The organism is Bradyrhizobium genosp. A (genome assembly GCF_049949275.1).
Classification (GTDB): Bacteria; Pseudomonadota; Alphaproteobacteria; order Rhizobiales; family Xanthobacteraceae; genus Bradyrhizobium.
The window spans coordinates 1,010,555-1,028,778 of record NZ_CP188196.1 but is presented as its reverse complement, the minus strand read 5'-3'; the positions used below and the strand labels follow the sequence as shown (position 1 = coordinate 1,028,778).

The window sequence follows — 18,224 nt, the reverse complement described above, 5'->3', positions numbered from 1 at the left end:
GTGCGTCATAAGCGGAAGCCCGACAGGCCGCGGTAATACGACCGATACTGACGGACGCGTTTCGCGCCCTCCCAGTGCGGCGCCAATTACATGCTGTAGTCGATCGTTGGCGTCGCGATCGGCGGCGCACAAGTGCTCGCCAACAAGCAAGAGTCCGTTACCGATACAGCCTTGTGCAACGCTGTTAAGCGACAAAACCCGCCTCTCTGAGCCTAACAGAATTCCCCCACATCTCAATGCGTCAAGGACGTTGAGAAGATGCGTCGAATTCGAAGCTTGCGAGCATGCGAGCATGGCTGATCTATAACTTAAGCAATCTAAGATGACGTTCGCCACTCACAATCATCTCTCCCGCAAGCTCTCGTGCCTGTAGCGCATCAGCGGCGACAGCAGATATTCGATGATCCTTCGGCGGCCCGTCTTGATCTCGACCGTGACCGCCATGCCGGGCTCGACGTCGACCATCCGATCGTCGACGAGCATCTGCGTCTGGCTGAGCGCGATATGCGCCACGTATAGAAGCTCCTGGCCGGCGGGCTCGCTGGTGGCCGCGAGGTCGCTCGACTTTTGCGTGCTGTTCCCCTGCGAGGCCGGCCGATCGCGCGCAACGGCATCGCGTGAAACGCTGGTCACGCTGCCGGGCAGCAGTCCGTATTTCGTGAAATTGAACGTATCGACCTTAATTTCGGCTTCGTTGCCATCGCGGACGAAACCGATATCCTTGTTGGCGACCATGGCTTCGATTTCGAGTCTCGATTCGGCCGGCACGATGACCATCAAGGTTTGCGCGGGCGTGACCACGCCGCCGACGGTGTGAATGGCCAGTTGCTGTATCGTTCCATCGATCGGCGCCCGCAATACCTGGTCGTGCAGGCGGCGCTCGGCCTTTACGAGATCTTCGGTGAGTTGCGCCACCTTCTGTTCGGCGTCCGCGAGATCCGACGACAATCCGCGGGCGTAGTCGGCCTGCGCCTGATCGAGCTGGGCTACCAGCGATCGCTCGGCCGCCCCGGCCTCGACCGCATGGCGCTGTTGCACCACCAATTCATGGCGCTGCTCGGTCAATCGCATTTGCGCCTCGAGATGGGCGATGCGATTACCGTATTGAATCTTCATGGCCTTTTCGCGAATGTCGGCGGTCTCGATCAGCAGGGGCAACTCGGCTTCGATCTTATCGATGGTCGCTGAAATACCGTCGACCTCGGCGCGTTTCTGCGCAATCTGCTCATTTAGCCCGTTGACCTTGGCGATCTGCTGCTCGGCCTGGGCCACCGTCGTCGCGCGCGCGCGGGCTACCTCATGAGAGGGAATGCCGGTTGGCGTGGCGAAGCCAGCCGGCCGCAAATCGCCGGACAAGCCTGCGGTCAAGGCGGTGAGCCGCGCAACATCGAGGCGGGCATGCTGCAGCTCGGGCAGAATGCGATCGCGTTCTGCAGCGCTGGTGGTCTGATCGATCGTGACGAGTATGTCGCCCTGCTTCACCCGGTCGCCATCGTTGACGTTGATGACGGCGACGACGCCCGTTTCGAGGGGCTGCACCTGCTTGACCCGGCCGGTTGGCACCACCTTGCCTTGCGCGGTGGCGATCACATCGATCCTGCCCAGGCAGGCCCAGGCAACTGCAATCACTAGAAACGCCGTCATTGACGCCGCAACGGCACGCCCTAGAGGCGAAGGTGGCGTTTCCACGATTTCCAGCGCAGCGGGCAAAAACTCGAGCTCGTTCCGCCCCCGGAAACGGGGGCGCAGCTCGATCACCTTCGCGGCCGCCCTCTCAGCTGACGACTTCATGGAGCCCTGCCTGCAGCCGATGAAGATTGGCGTAGCGGCCATTGACACGGATCAGCTCGTCGTGATCGCCGTCCTCGACCAGGCGACCATGGTCCAACGCAATGATGCGGTCGGCCCGCCGGACCGTCGACAGTCGGTGGGCGATCACCAGGACGGTGCGGCCCTGCGCGATCTTGCGCATATTGTCTTGAATGATGCGCTCGCTCTCGTAGTCAAGGGCGGATGTGGCCTCGTCGAGAATGAGGATCCGCGGATTGGTGACCAACGCCCGGGCAATGGCGATCCGCTGCCGCTGTCCGCCCGACAGGTTGGCGCCGCGCTCGACGATGATGGTGTCATAGCCTTGGGGAAGCTGTAGAATGAATTCGTGAGCGCCCGCGAGCTTCGCCGCGTTCACGACGTCGGTCATCGAGAGCGACGGATCGGAAAACGCGATATTATCCCGGATCGAGCGGTTGAACAGCATATTCTCTTGCAAGACGACGCCAATCTGGCGCCGCAGCCAAGCGACATCGACCACCGCAAGATCGACGCCATCGATGAGGATACGGCCGCTCTCCGGAACATAGAGGCGCTGGACCAATTTAGTGAGTGTCGATTTTCCCGATCCGGAGGCGCCGACGATGCCGAGCACCTGTCCGGCCGGCACGTGCAAGCTGACATCCTTCAAGACCACCGGCCCGTCAACCTGATAGCGGAAGCCGACATGGTCAAAGACGACATCGCCACGAATGGCGGGCAAGGCCGTTCGCCCAGGCTGATAGGTCGGCTCGGGGATTGTGTTGAGAATGTCGCCCAGCCGCGCGACCGAAAGCCGGGCTTGATGGAAGTCCTGCCACATCTGAGCAAGCCGCAGGACCGGCTGCGCAACCCGCCCCGCCAACATATTGAAGGCAACGAGCTCTCCAACGGTCAGGTCGCCGTCGATCACCAGCCGGGCGCCAAAATAGAGCGTCGCTGCGCTGACGATCTTGCTAACGACCTGGACGCTTTGGCTGGCCCAGTTGCCCAGCGAAAGCACCTGAAAGCTTGAATGGACATAGGCGGCCAATTGCTCTTCCCATCGCCGCTGCATCTGCGGTTCTACCGCCATAGCTTTCAGGGTCTGAATTCCGGTGACGCTTTCGACCAGGAACGCTTGATTCTCCGCGCCGCGATTGAACTTCTCGTCGAGCCGGGCTCGAAACAGCGGCGTCACGCCTGCCGAGATCCCGGCATAAACAGGGATCGACGCAACTACGATCCAGGTGAGCGTCGGTGAATAGTAGAACATCACGGCCACGAAGACCGCGGTGAAGAGAAGATCGATCACTAGCGTGAGCGCCGAGCTGGTCAGAAAGTTGCGAATATTCTCGAGCTCCCGCACCCTCGCGACCGAGTCGCCGACGCGCCTTGCTTCGAAATAGGAGATTGGAAGAGCGAGGAGGTGCCGATAAAGCCTCGCGCCGAGCTCGACATCGATCCTGTTGGTCGTATGAGAAAAGATATATGTACGCAAAGCGCTCATTAGGCTTTCGAAGACGGATACGACGACCAGACCGAAAACGAGCACATCGAGCGTCGTTAGCCCCCGGTGGACCAGCACTTTGTCGATGACCACCTGAAAGAACAGGGGAGAAATTAACGCGAAGACCTGCAGCGCGAACGAGGCGGCGAAGACTTCCATGAGTAGCCCGCGATATTTATGGATCGCGGCGACAAACCAGCTGATATCGAACCTTCTCGCGAGGGAGTGCAATGACGCCCGTCGTGTAGCCAGAATGAGCTTGCCGCTCCAGGTCGCCTCAAACTCCGAACGTGAAACCGACCGCGGACCGCCTGCGGCTGGATCATGCAACAGGAGCTTGTCGTCCAAGGCCTTGGCGATGATGACGAAACTTTCGCCATCCAGCACGGCTATGCAAGGCAACGCGGTCGCCGAAAGCCGGGGCCATTGCGCACGGGCAAGCCTTGCCTTGAGGCCATACTCACGAAGTGATCGGATGATGTCGGCGGTTACGACTGTTCTACCGCCCAATTGATGTCGGACCTGATCTAAATCGATCGGAAAGTCCTGGAAGCGAAGCAGCAGTGTCAGGCAAGCTAGGCCGGAATCGATACTCGCTCCATCTCCCGACATACTTCCGCCTTAACACCGAATATTCGCATTCATCCGAGATGGTGACTGCCTTGATCAGAAGACCGCAACCAATCACAACTCGATAGCAATATTAAGACACGATTGATTGTTCCAATTGCGGCAACTTGAAATTGTTGCGCACCGACAACACGAGATCGTGAAATTTCTTTGGTCGCTGTGGTTTGATGAAAATAGCGCCCGCTAATATCGGATTTCTCCGGGCCGCTCTTTTGAACCGTGATACTGAGCAATGCTATCGCCCATGAGGCGTAGTGCGGATGCAAGCAAGCGCTCCGGTATGTGCTGACTTCTCGTCGGCAGGCGGACGTGGGTTTCATTCTCTGGGGCGAGGCGCGTATATTTGTGGCCGGACGATCCTTCCCAGTCAAAGCTGCTCATGTAGTCGAAATTCAGCCGCAGCGAGTCGCGCAGCCGACTGTTAGGATATTCCCTCGGGGGAATACCATCGTCATCTGGCTCGGGATTGAATAGGAACTGCAACGCCTCCTTGAGTTATTCAAGGCTTAGCTCAAGGGCGGCGTCCTTTCCGTATCACGGGCTTCTTCGCTTGAGATTAGTACGCGAAAAATGCGTGTGCCCATTGTGGTTCCGGTTCCCCGTAAATAGAGCCGTGTCAGGGGCTTCCCTTCCTTTGTCCAACGACGTCGAATGATTGGGGTTAGGCTTTCTCAGGCCGCCGCTTCGCGGCGCTCGCGTTGATACTGTTTGGCGAGTAGCGAGCTCCAAGAGTTTTATGTATAGCAGAGGTCCTCAACGTGGCCCTTGATGAATGAAGGGATGGATTGCGATATCAAGTGTACTCATTGCCACGAGACCTGAGACGAATCCTAGAAGGAAGCCGAGAGGCACATTCAATTTGGTGATCAGGTCAGGGTCTTCCATGGTCAGCGGTTCAGGCGATGTTAGCTGAAGTCGATCAAGCAGCCGTTGGAGGTCTTGAGGCTCCAGGTTGTGGGCAAGACGGTTGCGAAACGTATTGAGCGCTTCCAAAGCGTCAAAGCATAACTCCACATGCTTCACCGGCTCACCATCATCCGTCCGCCTTACGCAGAGCGCGCGAGCCAGCATGATATTCTGGACAAAGCGCAAGTTGAGCCGGTCGTACTGCGCCGGATTGGGAAAGAGCTGGCGCAGCTGATTGTAAAGCTCCTCTTCCAGCAAGAGATGGCATTTCAGGATCAAGAGTGTGAGGTCGGACACGCCGTCAAACAGTTCATCGGCGCGTTCGAGAATATCGAACCCAAGTGGCGGGGCTTTCTTTGCCATAACGTCTCCTCCGCGTCGTTATCGCGGTACTATGGGACTTCGCCTGCTCTCTTCGCTGCTTCCGCTCTGAGCGTTCCGATTTCGATGCGACGAGCGCGTTTGCTGTCCTGCGTTAGCGTTCGTTCGAGTTCTGTCGTTTGACTGAGAAACTGACAACCCTCCGCGACACGCTGGATCATGTCTTTGAGGTCCGGCCGCTGATCCTTGCGCAGAAGAGTCGTCAACTCGCTGAGATCGTAATTCTCGCCTTTTTTGATCTGCTGAGCGAACTGTTCGTAGTCGAGGTTGCCCTGATCGCTTTCCCAAAGTTTGATCACGGCGAGCGAGCGCGTTAGCTCACGATTAAGCGGCTTCCGCACCACTTCAGATAGATCGTGAAGGTCGCGTATCTTCGACCGCTGGCTGGCCGCCCTGATCTTCTCTGCAACGACTTCCTCGTATACCAGGCACGGGATGTCGGCGGGCTGGAACGGCAGCAACGCGAAGTAGTCCTGCGCGATTTGCGGCGTGGCGCGAACGGGCAAAACCGGCTTCTCGCGCAGACTGACCTCGAGCTTGATCTTGGTGCCCTTCTCGTTGTCGGCATGGGCGCAGACCGGGTTGGCGGCAAGACTCTTGTCCGTGAAATACCAGTCCTTATCCCTGTCGAAGCGAAAGGTGAGCCCATGGTACGGCTTCCCAAGAGCGTCGAGCATCTTCATCATCAAGTCTTCATCGCTGATGTCGGTTCGCCGCGTGAAGTCGAGATCGGTTGATAGGCGTCCGCGCGGACCGAAGACCATCTTGCGCAGCATCGTCCCACCTTTGAAGGCGATGTGCTCTGTTATGCCCTGCTCATGGAAAAGCTGAAGGAGGAAGGTGAGAATGACGTCGGTTTCGACCTTGTCGATGTCCCGCGCCCCGGATTGGTGGGCGATTCTTCGGATTTGCGCGATCGTGAGCATCAGGCGCCGGCTTTTCTGATGCGCGGCACCTCGGCCAGGAGATCTTTCTCACTTGCATGGACAATCAAGCCCCAGGCCGCGACATAGCCGATATCGCCATCCCGGCGCAGGCGGGCGCCGAACGTCGAGCGCGTCGATTTCGGGATGGCGGCCCGTAGCTGCTCTCGCAACTTGTCGGGGAGCGGCCCCTTGACGAGATCCGTGAGGAAGCCAAGTCGCTTTAGTAGAGCCGTGGACTTCATCCGCATGGCGTCAGCGACGAGTTTGTCCGCATCCACTTCCGTCATGGCGGCATGGACGATGCGGGCTAACTCGGTTGGCCCGCCGGAAAGCTCGGGGCGGTCGATGCAGTCGACAACGGTCTTTTCAGGATCGGATATGAGCGTGGTGCGGCCATAAACGTTGTATTGCTTTGCCCCAAAGAACTTCCGTGGCGCGACGGTGATAAAGCGGATTTCGGTGTCTTCGATAGTCCGTACAGGAGCCTGCTGCTTGACGGCAACGAAAACCGTGACCGGCTTCTGTGTGGTGAAGCCGTGAAAGGCGGCCGCAGACCACCATCCGACATAGGACTCCTCGACAACGGCGGATGCCACCGCGAGAGGATTGTTCTCTCCGAGGTTTTCGGCCCCTCGCTCGGGCGGCAAGAACAGATAACGTCCGCCGGTCAAACGGGCGAACCATCCTTTGCGGATGAGATTGCGGATGACCTTGCGTGCCCTCTGCTCGGATTTAAGCAAACTGATGACGTCGCTCGCTTCGACGACTTCGCGGCCCTGTTCGCGGAAGGATAGGACGACCTTGGCCTCCGCCGGCCCCAAGGTGCGAATGGTCGTTTCCATATCATTCTAGTCCTTATAGGGCTAAAATTATATATAAAATAACTTTGGAAAGCAAGATATATAGCATCTATACTAGAAAATGGTCTTCAGGAGGCAATTTCTATATATAAATCGATCACAGAGAAAAAGCCCAAATTCTGGAGCAAATCAGACGGTCGGATCTTCTGCCAGACCGCCCTCTGGCATGGGCTCGGCGTAATGACTGCGCCGCATTTCCTGAATCTTCTGGGTCAGCAGCGTCAGTCCCGAGTAGGGCTGTTATCGACGGATTGAGATCGATGAGTATCTAGAACAATACAGGAACAGATTCAACGAGAAGCTGTGTGAGTACGGAGAAAGACTGTGGAGTTTCCGGACCTTAGTGCGGACATTTGGGTGTTGCAAAATCATGGTGTAAAATAGCTATCTAACTGATATTATGGCGTTATGAAAAAAGAAATGGAGGACATAAAAGAGGACATCCAACCGGTCGCGGATCGGGACGAAAGCGTCACTCAAATGGAGCCTCTGCTCATCTCGGAAGGGTCGCCCCACAGAGGTGTCCTGACCGATCTGGCAGTTGATCTTGCTGGCAAAGCCGCGGGCTTCCGCAGCAGCCTGGCTCCCGGCATCCGCGCGGCGCTCGCTGATCTCGTGCGATCGATGAACTGCTATTACAGCAATCTCATCGAAGGTCACGATACGCATCCTATCGATATCGAACGCGCTTTGAAAAATGATTACAGCGCGGATCGGCACAAGCGCGATCTTCAGATCGAAGCCATAGCGCACATTTCAGTGCAGCAGTGGCTCGATGCGGGCAACCTAAGCGGCCGTTCGGCTACGTCTGACGGCTTGCGTGAAATTCATCGGCGCTTCTGCGAACTGCTTCCGGATGACATGCTCTGGGTCGAGGAGCCCGATACACATGAGCGGATGCGGGTCGTTCCGGGTGAACTTCGGCGACGCGATGTCAAGGTGGGCCAGCATATCGCAATTAGCCCTGGCGCTATTTCTCGCTTCCTGACGCAGTTTGAAAACGCTTATGGCAAAGTTGGCAAGACGGATGCCATCCTAGCGTCAGCAGCAGCGCATCACCGGCTATTGTGGATTCATCCGTTTCTCGACGGCAACGGTCGCGTGACGCGATTGATGTCTCATTGCATGTTGCTGGATGCGCTCGATACCGGTGGTATTTGGTCGGCCTCGCGAGGCCTCGCGCGCAATGTGGAAGCTTACAAGGCGCACTTGGCTGCATGCGATCTCCGACGACGCAATGATCTCGACGGTCGCGGTAATCTGAGTGAAGAGACGCTGGCTGAATTCACGCGCTTCTTCCTCGAAATATGTCTCGACCAAGTGAAATTTATGGAAGGGCTTGTGCAGCCGGACCGGCTACGCACGCGCATACTGCTTTGGGCTGAAGAGGAAACCCGTCTCGACAATCTGCCCGCCAAGGCAGGGGCCGTTCTCGAGGCGGTACTCTATCGTGGTGAATTGCCGCGCGGCGACGTTGCCAGCGTTCTCAACCTTACCCCCCGGCATGCGCGCCGCATTGTGTCGACCCTCCTTGATCGCGGTGTACTCGCTTCCAAGGGCGCGCGCGATCCGCTCACGCTTGCCTTTCCGGCTAAGCTCGCCTCCCGCTGGATGCCTGGGCTATTCCCTGAGCAGATTGCCAACGTCGGACAGTAATAACCTTCTAGGGGTACTATGCCAAAGCAAGCTCGTCTCAGCGTGCATGGTGAGGGCGGCGTCGAAGTCTACGTGCCACGCAGGATGTTTTGGCAGTCTCTGGCTCTTGCAACCAACTGTTCAGCCAACACGGCGATGATAGCGTTATCCAGCCCTTCTTCCTTCGCTCTCACGCATACAGCGGTCACGTCGTCGGGAAGCTGCTCGGCCATCGAGGAAAGGCCGGCGATGACTTTATCGGCGTCGAAGCGGGTTTCGCGTGCGAACTTCTGCCAGCCGCGCAAGCTGATTTGGCTGAGCTTATACTCGCCGCCTATCTTCATCGCGAGCTTTATTTTCTGCGGCTCGATCTCGTCATAAGGAAGGATGCTGGCGATATCGTAGAGCGGTGCTAGCCGCACGGTAGGACCGCTGGCCAGCAGCAGTGAGTAGTTCTTTGCATGTGCATCCGTGCCCGCAATGAGCCAATTGAAACCAAGCGCATCGACAAATGTGTCGATGTCATCGACGCTATCCGTGGAGTAGGTGCGCAAGAGATCAACGATATCAGCGGGCGCCGGTCCACCTTCGTTTTGATATTTCTTGGTCGGCATGATGCCACGTGCCTGGCAGATATCTTCCTGATGGATGCGGATGATACTGTTTCCGCTGAACTGCCGGTCATAGCGTTCGATGACGATAGCAACTTCGTTTTCGAACCGCATGACCTTGGTTTCGGCAACGGGCAAGCCGAGACTGCGCGCGAGCCGGAGGCAGATATGCTCGTTCTCGGCATGGCCATCAAAGTGGCCGGTCGGCGGCTTCAGGATGTGGGTTGTCGGAATGCGTCCAGAAGGAATTCCCCACCGGTCCTCTTGCAGAAGGAGCGCGGTTTTCGGTTGAGCTCCGGCAAGGCTGAATTGCCCTGTATCACGCGGCAACCGCCATGCGGCATGATCCTCTCTCAACGCTTGCAAACGTTTGGCAATCGCGGCTTCGTCGAGCCATTCAACTTTGTCGTCCGTACCGCTTTGCAGTATCTCCAAACGATCGGGGGTAACGAACTGGACCGCGCCCGCGCAGTCCTCGCCGACATGGGAGATGAGGGCGAACACGTTGCGAGCCGAGACTTGGAATTTCTTGGCCCAACGATCAAGTACGCGCTCGTTGTCTGGCAGAAGTCCCCAAAGAAAAGCCTGGACAGCAGAAGGGCCATGTTCTTCAGCGGCGAGTGGCATGGAGAGCGAGAGGGGATACGCATCCTGCGCGTTGCGCCAGTAATTGTTGTAGACGAAGGTTAGTCGGCCTCGAGCATCGTTGTGGACGCGGCCAATTTCCTTCCCGTCCAAAAGAGCAACGAGTTCATTTGTCATGTTTTGCTCTTTTTGGCTTTTGCCACGATTGCATTAATGTCGACGGCAGGCTTTTCCGAACCGCGGCTTTTGGTTTGTTCGCTGCTGGCGTCTAGGCGAATGTCCAGGGCATCGAGGGCGCGGAGCACGAGGCCGAGTTCGGCACGCGCGTGACCGTGCTCGACTTCGATCACCCACTGACGGCTCACGCCGATGCGTTTGGCAAAGGTCGACTGATTGAGTTTCAGCCGCTTTCGTTTGTCGCGAATGACTGCACCGAGGTCGGCGGATGTGCGTATGAGCATGGACACTCCCAATGTCTACGTTCGCTAACATTAGCATATGTCAGCGTTCGACGACATAGAAAAAATGTTTACGAACGGCGACAATTCAAAATGTTGTCGTTCGCTTACATATTTTCAGGAAGTGGCTCGCAAGAGACTGATTTTATGTAGAAATTAGGGAGGTCGGCCCCTGTGGGTGACGATCTTTCTCTGAAGATGTTCAGTGTACAAGGCCCAAGAGCATCTTCTCTTGGCTCGCCGTTATGTCGAGCAAAAACTGCTTACCGCCATATTTGTCGTAGTAGCTGAAGGAGCACTTGTACGGTCCGGCAGCCGGACGGTCTGCTGTCGCGTAAGGCTGAGCGTCACTCAACCTGCCAAAGAATGTGCTCGATGCGCCTGCGGCAAGCTCCGGGTACTGCTTCGTCTGGCTCTTCGGATCGTAAAAATTAAATGTGAAGACCATACGGGAGTCGCCTTCCAGTTTGCCCGTACAAACAAAGTTGCTGATTAAAGTGGTGAGAGCGTGCCCCCGGTTGATCAGCAAGACCCGTAGAAGCGGCTCGTACTTCGTAACTTCGTCGACCCGTTTATCGGCGCTGCGATCGTCAAGACCAACATTGACGATGTCGGGATTGAGTAAATAGCCAAAGATGTTGGCGCCATCGAGCCTCAACCATCCCCGAACCGTCTCTGCGATAGGCGTATACAGCGCGGCGACAAGCGCGATAACGGCGGTTGGAAGGGCAACATAATCGCGCAGACCGAGCAGTTGCTGCCCGACGCTTTTCGGCTTCAGATCAGCTTGGCAATAGTGACACCTGATTGCGGAATCGGGAATGTCTTGAGCGCATTTGGGGCATTTCTTCAAAGGCCTCCTCCCTCTTGACGCAGAGCAGCGCAAGTATCTTGGGCCTTAGTCGAGCGCCTATCGGAGCCTATGGGACCACAAACGGATCTCGATCATCTCAGCCCCACAGCCGCCAGCGCTGGTGTTTCTTTGGCAAACATTTCAAGTGGCATCGGTCAGTCTAAGCTCGCAGCTTCGACAAGACCGTCCCGAAGAACGCTCGCAATACAGTTGTAACTCCAGTCATTCTGATGGAGCCAATTGCCGTCGAAATTGCTGATCATTTGGTCGAAGGGAATGCCTCGTTCAACATGCCAGTAGCGCATGATTTCAAATCGTCGAAATAAGGCGACACCCGAGTCCTTCGCGATAGACGCAATAATATCCAGCATCTGCTTCGTATCAGCCGTTGGTGTTGCCTGCGGATCGAGTAACGCGGGCGCGAACTGAAGATCCATCAGCACGACGTCGGTACCGATAGTCGAGAGATCGTTGAGACCCTTAACAATCGCGGCACGAACGTCGTCCAGCACATAGTGCTTCCACGCTGCATTAGTGCCCACTTGCCAGATCACGAGAGCGGGCTTGTTAGCCAGAACGTCCCTATCAAAACGTGCGACCTCATCCGCGGCCTCCTCGCCGCCGGTGCCGCGATTCAGGACGTGTATCGTTGGGGTAGGAAATCGATCCGCGAGGGCGACCTCTAGCCGTTTCGGATACGACGCATCGGGGCTGCCGGCGCCGTCGCCTTCGGTAGAGGAAGAACCGATTGCAACAATCGTCACAGCATCTTGACCGCGCAACGCCCTGGCAAAATTCGGCAGCGAACGCCCCAGTGCGACCAGATTGCTCGGTGTTTCACAGGTGAGCATGGCCATCGCCTCCGGGCTGCCTATTGGAGGGCCATATTGAGCAGATTGGCCAGTCGCGCCGCACCGAGCGCTGCTTGGTTGCGCGCGATGGTCCGGGCGTTGGTCTCGTAGTCTCTGGTTAGCTCCACCGCAGTCTTATCCGTACGAATGGGCGCCGCATACGCGTTCTGTTTTGCGAGTTCAAAGCTCTCCTGAGCCCAGACGTCAGGATCGAGGATCTTGGCCTCTGCGTCGTCCGGAGTGATACTGGAGATACCGCCGTGGGTCGCATCATAGATCGCACCGAACACGGATGAGTAACCTCCAAAAATGCGGTCCCAATACGCATGCAGTGCGATGGTCTCTCCCGTCGCAGGGATGACATGCTCTTCATTGCCGCCCCTGTCGCCAGTTGCGCCAGAGATCTGGGCCGTGTAGCGCGCAACGGCATGGAGCGGCTGATGGAGATCGCCAACGAGGTGCAGCATCCAGACAAGATCGTAGGATCGCAGATCATCCGTCGCACCTGACGTGGACGGCAGTACGTCGATCATCTTCTTGAGCTGTGTCACCGCGTCGACCGGCGGCGGCGGGGGCATGCGCGTGCCGTCGGGAGAGAAAAGAATATCCTTGAAGTGCCAGTAGTCGTGCTTCGAAAAGTCGGTGTATCCGACATTCTGCCCGGCATCGGCATCCGTGACATTGCCGTTGGTGTAGTTCGGCTTTTCCTTGATGTCGTCCGCCCAAGTTGCGGCATGCACGAATGCGTAAGTTTTCTCCATGCCCGCAGGCGCGCCCGCGGTCCACTGCCCATAGTCGGAATTGAGCTTGAGGAGGGTATCCACCCGGTCTTTCACGGCTGGTGTGAGCTTGCTGTAGGCAATATAGGCAATTTGCATGTGGCCTTCGTCCCACCAGGCGTGAGCAGGACCACAGAATGTCATCAAAGAAATAACCCCAGCGATAATGGCTCGCATCGCAACAATTCCCAAAATGGTCAAATCAATGGTCGCATGTTAGCGAACTCGACTTGAGAGTGCAATTTTTGCGCGCTACACTTTGTTCATGGTTCATCGCTGGATGTCATAATTCCTTTATTTTGTGGATCGGAGGGCACCCATGTCGGCCGACGGCAAACCTGATCGGCTTTATACGAGTGACGATCTCCTCCAGGGATATGAGCGAGATGAGCCGTCATCATGGGAAGTGCGCTTCTGGCATGCGGTCGAAATCATCCTTGAGACGCATGGCGATTCCATCGACACGTGGATTGGCGCGAACAACGTAAAGGCACCGAAGGAACTTTTGCCCGAATACAAGCACGCCGTCGAGCAAGCAGCGAAGGTTCGCGTCATCACTGCCGCCCAAGGGTTCAGAAGTCTGCCGAAGAAGGAACGCGAAGCGGCCCATGCAACGGCGAAGAGGCTGCGGCCATATGATGTTTATCGAGCGTTCAAAGTCTTGTCGCCCAACATTTGGGATTTGGAATGTCCCGCGTGCAAATCGAAATCGTTCCTTGCTGGAGTGCAATACAATGAAGAAATGGCAGACGACCAGGGTGACGCGGGGTTTCCGGATGAGGCGGTAGACGTCTACTACATCGCCGAAGATTCCATTGCCCCTCTTGCCTTCTTCACCTTGATGGCCGGGAGGCCATCGAAGCGGCCGACATCGAAGTCGAGCATATAGAGACTGAGATCCGCCAACGTGACTATGAGCCAGACTATGGGAACGACTAGGTAACGATGGCTGCCGTTAAAGGTGACATCGTCGCTGGACCAGAGTGAGATGACGCGAACGCCGTTGAAAGTCTTAGGACAGTTCAATCGAACCGTCATGGTTCGCAATATATAGTACCCACACCCTCCATAGACCGTCGGGCTGTGTTTCATGATCTTCATCATCGACATAATGAGCGAGCCCGAAAGCGGCGGTGAGTCCCACGTAATCGAGCGCCGGACGCATTCAGGGGCGACCGTCGAAGAGGCACTTCAAACCGCGCGAAGAAACCTTCGCGGACCTGCGGGCGCCTATAGCTTTGCCATGAGGACTTATAAGTATGGCAAGGAAGTCGGCAGATGGCGGGCATCAGACATCGTGCCTTTGAGTTAGGTCAGACTCGCGGTTTGAGCGGCCGGGCTTACGCGCAGGGAATAGCCGGCATTCTGCATTCATGGCAATTGACGCGAGCAAGCCGGTGCCCAGCTATGGCCTATGGCCGACCTCCTGGGCTTCCGGCTCTAGAAGGATATTGGCGGCGGCGTCGAGGTTTACTTGGCCGTTGCGGCGAACATGTCTAATGCTCGACATCTCGTTTGAGCCGCAAGCGGTCGCCGTTAATCTCGGCTTGACCTGCTGCTATGAGCCTCGCAACCACCTGATCAGCGACAATCTTCGTGCCGAACCGCCAGCCACCTCGCGAACGCCGAACAAAGTCGCCGAGCTGCAACAAACGTAGATAAGGAGCGTCATTGATAGCGACATTCCGGGTGCGTGAAAGATCATTCATTTCGACCATCGAAAAAATAACATGGCGGACAGCTCCATGCCGATAGCTGCTGAGCGTCATAACTTCAATGTTTAAGCGCACTGCATGACAACTTGCGTACACGAAGAAAGTTTTGATGACGAGGTCTTGCGCAAAACGCAACCGATGTGCCATCCATGACGCTTCAAGCGAGCGGCATTCGCGGGCTCATAGTTGGCGCTGTGAAGTGGTGCGGCAGATCCAAGCGGAAGCTTGGCAGAGCACTGCGTTACACTGCGCTCGACGCTCGAGCGAGTGACGGCTCCTTCAAAATCTCGCGGAGACGAAGCGCAAGATCTGCCTTGCGATATGGCTTGGTGAGAACGACGGATCCTTCGCGGTGGCTCCCGTGCTTGACAAGGGTCTCGAGCGCGTAACCCGAGGTCAGCAGCACCGGTAGTCCCGGCCGCATCTGCTGCGCGAGTTCGGCAAGGTTCCAGCCACTGATCCCGCCCGGCATCACGATATCGGTGAACAGGACGTCGACGCGAATACCGGTTCGGAGCTTTTCCAGCGCATCTCTGCCATCGACGGCGGCCAGGACCGAATATCCGAGGCTCTGCAATCTCGTAACTGCGTAGGATCGAACGAACGGGTCGTCTTCTACAACCAGTACCGTTTCAGTTCCCTTCGGAAGCGAGGTCTCTTCCGTCAGGATCGGCTCGGATGTCTTTGGCGCTTTCGACGATGCCTGCGGCAGGTACATCCGAACGGTGGTTCCAAGTCCGGGCTCGCTATAGATGGAAATGTGGCCGCTCGACTGCTTTACGAACCCGTAGACCATACTGAGACCCAATCCGCTGCCCTTACCTACCTCCTTGGTCGTAAAGAACGGCTCGAACACTCGCTCGATCACATTCTTTGGCATGCCCTCGCCGTCATCGGTGATGGCAACCAGGATATACTCGCCCGGAAGCACTTCCGGATGAAGGGACCTATAGTGATCGTCCAGCGACGCGTTACCCGTCGTGATCGTGAGACGTCCGCCGGCGGCCATCGCATCCTGTGCGTTGACAGCGAGATTCAAGACTGCAGATTCGAGTTGGGCAGGATCTGCATAGGCAAGCGCGACACCAGGATCGAAACTGGTGTTGATTTCAATGTCTTCACGCAATGTCCGCCGCAGCATCTTTTGCACGCCATCGAGCAGCTTGTTGCAATCGATCTCGACGGGGCAAAGGATTTGCCGGCGGCTGAAAGCGAGCAGCCGCTGCGTCAGTTCTGCGCCGCGGTCGCCGGCTCGGCCGATGTCTTCGGCGAGCTGCAGCAAATCCAGCCGTGACTTGAGCTGTTCGCTGAGAAATTCAGCGTTGCCGACGATGACGGTCAGGAGATTGTTGAAATCATGGGCGATCCCACCCGAGAGCTGCCCGACCATTTCCATCTTCTGCGCCTGCACCAACTGTTCTTCGGTGCGCTTGCGCTCGGTTAGATCGTGGATGATGCCGACGAAGATCGATCTGCCGTCTTGTTTAGCTTCGCCGACCGACAAATCCATCGGGAACGTCGAGCCATCCTTGCGCCGGCCAACCACCTCACGACCGATGCCAATGATCTTCTTCTGACCGGTGCCGTGAAAGTTGTCCAGATAACGATCATGCTCGTCACGATAGGGGGCGGGCATCAGTATTTTGACGTTCTGCCCGAACACTTCTTCGGCCGAATAGCCGAAGAGCTTCTCGCATGCCGGGTTGAACATTTGAACGAGCCCGTCTGCATCGATCCAGATCACGCCGTCGACGGCGGTCTGGACCACTGTATTGATGCGCATTCCCGCGTCGCGAATGGCCTGCTCGGCGCGGCGTCGCTCGCTGATGTCACGCGTGATCTTCGCGTATCCGAGCAGCAGCCCTTGCTCGTTCTTGATGGCATCGATCACAACACTCGCCCAGAACTTGCTGCCGTCCTTGCGAACGCGCCAGGCCTCGGCCTCATACCTGCCTTCCCGTCGTACCTTTTCCAGATTGCGCTCGGGCTCGCCGTTCAGACGTTCGTCCTCGATGTAAAACTCGCGAACGTGCCTGCCGAGAATTTCCGCAGTGGTAAACCCCTTGATTCGCTCGGCACCGCTGTTCCAGCTCGTCACCCGTCCCTCGATATCGAGCGTGTAAATCGCGTAATCCGTGACGCCCTCGACCAACAAGCGGAAGCTCCGCTCGCTGTCATGAACGGACTGCTCGGCCCGCGCGCGCTCGGTCAGATCGTGAATGATGCCGACAAAGATCGATTCACCGTCCTGCTTTGCCTCGCCAACGGAAAGATTCATCGGAAACGTCGACCCGTCCTTGCGCTGGCCGACCACCTCCCGGCCAATCCCGATGATTTTTCGTTCGCCGCTATCCAGGAAGTTCTTGATGTAGCTGTCGTGTTCAACACGGTACGATGACGGCATCAGCAGCTTGACGTTTTCATGCATGACTTCGTCGACGCTGTATTGGAATAGCCTTTCGCAGGCGGGATTGAACATGATGATGCGCCCCCGGGCATCGATCAGAATGACCCCGTCCACGGCGGTATCCACGACCGCCCTGAGCCGCGCAGCGCTCTCGCGCAGCGCTTGCTCGGCCCTTTCACGTTCGGTAAGATCGTGGATGATACCGACGAAAATTGATCCATCGTCCTCCTTGGCTTCGCCGACCGACAGGTCCATCGGAAACGTCGATCCGTCCTTGCGTTGGCCGAGCACCTCACGGCCAATTCCGATGATCTTGCGCTTGCCGGTTCTGGCAAAATTATCGAGGTACCGATCATGCTCCTCACGATAGTGCCCCGGCATGAGCATCTTGACGTTCTGCCCGACGACCTCATCAGACCGGTACTTGAACAGCTTCTCGCAGGCCGGGTTGAACATCAGCACCGTGCCTCCCGCGTCAATCAGGATCACGCCGTCGACGGCCGTCTCGACGACGGCGCGCAGCCACCGTGCGTTGGTCCCCTCGGGAATTGGGGCGTCGGTTTGAAAGTCCTTAGCCAAAGGCTTCGGTCCTGCGGCCGCCCGACTCCAGCAGACAGGCGGTGATGACGGCAAAGAGCTCGGTTGGCCCGAAGGGCTTGCGCAGACAGCGTGTGGCCCCAAGTTCGAGTGCCATGCGCAGAAAGTCCGGAGCCGGTGTTCGTTGCTCAGCGAAGACATAACCGGAAATGGCAATCAGCGGGACAGTTGGCGCGCGCTGCCGGAACAGCCGGATCGATTCAAAGCCGCGCATTTGCGGCATGAAGATATCGACGATCATCAAATCAATCGTCGGATCATCGAGAGCATCGAGGCCAGTTTCTGCGCCGTAAGCGACAATGACCTCAAAATCCCGCCTCTCAAGCCAAGCGCGGATGCCTGTACAAATCAGAGGATCATCATCGACAACGAGAATGCGTGGCATGACCGTAACCTCCTGCCCAACCACCTCCTCGACCGGCACCATCGTCAGGCTCTCGACGAGATGATGCACTTTCGAAGAAGTGATTCGGCACACGTCACTTTACACCAACACGCATCGTGTATTCCATAATGAAACTCAAGGTAGAGTATCGTCTGTACGGTAACGTGCTTAGTCTGTGGAATTGCTCAGGATTTCTTGGGCCACGCGGGCTACGAGGTGGAACGAAGCGCTCGATAGTCGAGCAGATTGGAACAGTAAGCGAGCAACATCCTCGCCCGCGTCACCCGGCTCCCTCGTTCCGTTCGGGATCGAGAAATCACCGTCAGCTTGGCCATGTCTTCGTCGCT

General features: G+C 57.1%; 17 protein-coding genes. 3 read left to right on the top strand and 14 right to left on the bottom strand.

All coding sequences use genetic code 11. From position 1 onward, the window contains the following. Positions 1-342: 342 nt before the first annotated feature. The 6 genes from ACP2YP_RS04685 to ACP2YP_RS04660 all read right to left on the bottom strand — a co-directional run bounded on the left by ACP2YP_RS04685 (position 343) and on the right by ACP2YP_RS04660 (position 6,983). Entirely contained in the window at positions 343-1,791 is a 1,449-nt protein-coding gene (locus ACP2YP_RS04685; protein ID WP_426422609.1) for an HlyD family type I secretion periplasmic adaptor subunit, read from the bottom strand. Continuing rightward, positions 1,775-3,910 (bottom strand): type I secretion system permease/ATPase, encoded by a 2,136-nt coding sequence (locus ACP2YP_RS04680; protein WP_426422607.1) that lies wholly within the window; start codon positions 3,908-3,910, stop codon positions 1,775-1,777. Before ACP2YP_RS04680 ends, ACP2YP_RS04685 begins: the two co-directional genes overlap by 17 nt. Positions 3,911-4,111: 201 nt before the next feature. Then, a complete protein-coding gene (locus tag ACP2YP_RS04675) occupies positions 4,112-4,411 on the bottom strand; it encodes a hypothetical protein (RefSeq protein WP_426422605.1) in 300 nt (99 codons plus the stop codon). Positions 4,412-4,681: 270 nt separating this feature from the next. Then, positions 4,682-5,197: a hypothetical protein gene (locus ACP2YP_RS04670; protein WP_426422604.1), complete on the bottom strand. Its 516-nt coding sequence runs from the start codon at positions 5,195-5,197 to the stop codon at positions 4,682-4,684. 29 nt (positions 5,198-5,226) lie between these two features. Then, positions 5,227-6,141, bottom strand: a complete 915-nt coding sequence (locus ACP2YP_RS04665) for a nucleotidyl transferase AbiEii/AbiGii toxin family protein (protein ID WP_426422603.1) — start codon at positions 6,139-6,141, stop codon at positions 5,227-5,229. After that, complete coding sequence (locus tag ACP2YP_RS04660) at positions 6,141-6,983, bottom strand: type IV toxin-antitoxin system AbiEi family antitoxin domain-containing protein (protein ID WP_426422602.1); 843 nt, start codon at positions 6,981-6,983, stop codon at positions 6,141-6,143. Before ACP2YP_RS04660 ends, ACP2YP_RS04665 begins: the two co-directional genes overlap by 1 nt. A gap of 426 nt (positions 6,984-7,409) precedes the next feature. On the opposite strand from ACP2YP_RS04660, the gene ACP2YP_RS04655 reads away from it, so the two are divergent. Beyond that, entirely contained in the window at positions 7,410-8,657 is a 1,248-nt protein-coding gene (locus ACP2YP_RS04655) for a Fic family protein (protein WP_426422600.1), read from the top strand. 68 nt (positions 8,658-8,725) lie between these two features. On the opposite strand, the gene ACP2YP_RS04650 is transcribed toward ACP2YP_RS04655, so the two are convergent. The 5 genes from ACP2YP_RS04650 to ACP2YP_RS04630 all read right to left on the bottom strand — a co-directional run bounded on the left by ACP2YP_RS04650 (position 8,726) and on the right by ACP2YP_RS04630 (position 12,950). Beyond that, positions 8,726-10,009, bottom strand: a complete 1,284-nt coding sequence (locus tag ACP2YP_RS04650) for a type II toxin-antitoxin system HipA family toxin (RefSeq protein WP_426422598.1) — start codon at positions 10,007-10,009, stop codon at positions 8,726-8,728. Continuing rightward, positions 10,006-10,293 (bottom strand): helix-turn-helix domain-containing protein, encoded by a 288-nt coding sequence (locus ACP2YP_RS04645; RefSeq protein ID WP_426422597.1) that lies wholly within the window; start codon positions 10,291-10,293, stop codon positions 10,006-10,008. Before ACP2YP_RS04645 ends, ACP2YP_RS04650 begins: the two co-directional genes overlap by 4 nt. Positions 10,294-10,492: 199 nt before the next feature. Then, on the bottom strand, positions 10,493-11,143 hold the full coding sequence (locus ACP2YP_RS04640) for a hypothetical protein (RefSeq protein WP_426422596.1): 651 nt from the start codon (positions 11,141-11,143) through the stop codon (positions 10,493-10,495). A 155-nt stretch (positions 11,144-11,298) separates the two neighbouring features. Next, positions 11,299-12,000, bottom strand: a complete 702-nt coding sequence (locus tag ACP2YP_RS04635) for an SGNH/GDSL hydrolase family protein (protein ID WP_426422595.1) — start codon at positions 11,998-12,000, stop codon at positions 11,299-11,301. Positions 12,001-12,014: 14 nt separating this feature from the next. Continuing rightward, complete coding sequence (locus ACP2YP_RS04630) at positions 12,015-12,950, bottom strand: S1/P1 nuclease (RefSeq protein WP_426422594.1); 936 nt, start codon at positions 12,948-12,950, stop codon at positions 12,015-12,017. Between the two features lie 142 nt (positions 12,951-13,092). Here ACP2YP_RS04630 and ACP2YP_RS04625 point away from each other — a divergent pair, with 142 nt between their 5' ends. Together ACP2YP_RS04625 and ACP2YP_RS04620 are read left to right on the top strand one after the other, a co-directional pair. Then, on the top strand, positions 13,093-13,662 hold the full coding sequence (locus tag ACP2YP_RS04625; protein ID WP_426422592.1) for a hypothetical protein: 570 nt from the start codon (positions 13,093-13,095) through the stop codon (positions 13,660-13,662). 201 nt (positions 13,663-13,863) lie between these two features. Beyond that, positions 13,864-14,085, top strand: a complete 222-nt coding sequence (locus ACP2YP_RS04620) for a hypothetical protein (RefSeq protein WP_426422591.1) — start codon at positions 13,864-13,866, stop codon at positions 14,083-14,085. 184 nt (positions 14,086-14,269) lie between these two features. On the opposite strand, the gene ACP2YP_RS04615 is transcribed toward ACP2YP_RS04620, so the two are convergent. From ACP2YP_RS04615 to ACP2YP_RS04605, 3 genes are all read right to left on the bottom strand, one after another. Beyond that, the gene (locus ACP2YP_RS04615; protein ID WP_426422589.1) at positions 14,270-14,635 is read right to left on the bottom strand and encodes a hypothetical protein; all 366 of its coding nucleotides are present in this window, start codon (positions 14,633-14,635) and stop codon (positions 14,270-14,272) included. A 94-nt stretch (positions 14,636-14,729) separates the two neighbouring features. Then, positions 14,730-17,474, bottom strand: a complete 2,745-nt coding sequence (locus tag ACP2YP_RS04610; RefSeq protein ID WP_426422588.1) for a PAS domain S-box protein — start codon at positions 17,472-17,474, stop codon at positions 14,730-14,732. Next, positions 17,467-17,877, bottom strand: coding sequence for a response regulator transcription factor (locus tag ACP2YP_RS04605; RefSeq protein WP_426422586.1), 411 nt, complete (start codon positions 17,875-17,877; stop codon positions 17,467-17,469). Before ACP2YP_RS04605 ends, ACP2YP_RS04610 begins: the two co-directional genes overlap by 8 nt. Positions 17,878-18,224: the final 347 nt, after the last annotated feature.